Origin of the sequence: Streptococcus pluranimalium, from assembly GCF_047785745.1 — a bacterium.
Taxonomy (GTDB): domain Bacteria; phylum Bacillota; class Bacilli; order Lactobacillales; family Streptococcaceae; genus Streptococcus; species Streptococcus pluranimalium_B.
The window spans coordinates 1-562 of the sequence record NZ_JBLOJT010000236.1 but is presented as its reverse complement, the minus strand read 5'-3'; the positions used below and the strand labels follow the sequence as shown (position 1 = coordinate 562).

Sequence of the window (562 nt, the reverse complement as noted above, 5' to 3'; positions counted from 1 at the left end):
TACCATGGGAAATCTTCTTGATGTGGTGGTTCATGCAGCTAATTTGCACGACACAAAATCAGGCTTTTTAGTGGCTCGCAAAGTGATGCTACAATTCCCAACCATCAAGGTTTTTTCAGCCGATGCTGGCTACCGGAAAAGTTTTGAGGAGATGATGATTGAGGAGTTTGGTTGCCCAGTAGATATTTCTGAAAAAATCAAGGGCAGCTGGCAAATCATTTCCAAACGTTGGGTTGTTGAGCGAACGTTTGCTTGGTTGAACCACTCTCGAAGATTGGCTAAGGATGTTGAAAAATCGGTATCGTCAGAGGTTGCTTTTGTTAAACTATCACACATTAATCGTCTTTTAAGGGCTTTATAACTTTGTGAATACAGGTTCTAAGACATTAGATGACGTCATAGATAAGCTACAATCTGTTATTCAGGCTCTCCATTGGAGTGACTTAAAAGCGATTGTTCAGCGACAGTGGACTTTTGCTATTTTTGATTTTAGATGAGTATTAACTTAGAACTTTCAACTAATTTCCTCAATTGAAAAACCTCAAAAAATAGACAAAAGTAG

At 38.6% G+C, this 562-nt stretch carries 1 protein-coding gene; it reads left to right on the top strand.

Annotation, left to right across the window (positions count from 1 at the left end):
- The coding region (locus ACMZ6U_RS10685) for a transposase (RefSeq protein ID WP_416108380.1) at window positions 1–361 on the top strand (361 nt) is incomplete at its 5' end.
- Window positions 362–562 lie beyond the last annotated feature (201 nt).